Source organism: Parendozoicomonas sp. 2304DJ65-17 (assembly GCF_058148445.1).
The window spans coordinates 1-608 of record NZ_JBYVJV010000024.1 but is presented as its reverse complement, the minus strand read 5'-3'; the positions used below and the strand labels follow the sequence as shown (position 1 = coordinate 608).

1 protein-coding gene is annotated in these 608 nt (G+C 42.9%); it reads left to right on the top strand.

The window, feature by feature from the left end; translation table 11 throughout:
- The first annotated feature begins 74 nt into the window (after positions 1-74).
- A complete protein-coding gene (locus ACY2RR_RS24385; protein ID WP_490110807.1) occupies positions 75-470 on the top strand; it encodes a hypothetical protein in 396 nt (131 codons plus the stop codon).
- The last annotated feature ends 138 nt before the right edge of the window (positions 471-608 follow it).

Below are 608 nucleotides of genomic sequence, written 5' to 3'. Positions count from 1 at the left end.
GCGTTAGGCGTTTTTTCCTCACATTCAGCAACTTTATTGTCATCCATTAATTCATAGATTGATTAGGATAAACTGTGGCAGGTGGAAACATTATCTGTGGAAGATTTGAGTCGAGTGATAAGTCAGGTTCTGCATTTGAGGGAGTTCTAAATGCTATTCGAAATAACATCCCTGACTTAGCAAAACGATTTGATGAACAACTTGAAAGTGAGGAATTCGTTCTTATACCGCCTGAACAAGCAAAATTATTGATGGCGCCACTAGCTAACTACAGAAAGGATCTCATCGACTTCATTGGGCATGAAGATGCTTTTTCATATATCGCTTATGAGGAAGAGCAAGGCATGGATTCAGTCGAGGGCAAATGGGGAAAAAGCAAAGGCTGGCAGTTATATTGTGTTATGGATCTCTTAGCAGCATTTGAGGTCTCAGTTAAAGAGAATGAGCTAGTCTGCATTGTATTCTCATAAAAATTCACCTGACAAAACGTGCGAAATTCGTATCGTTGTTCGGCTTCCATCGGAGTTGACCCGATAGGCGCCTAACAAGCGCATCATATTCGTCGCTTCGCTCCTGGGACGCCTACGGCGCCCCATATGCGGGCGTTA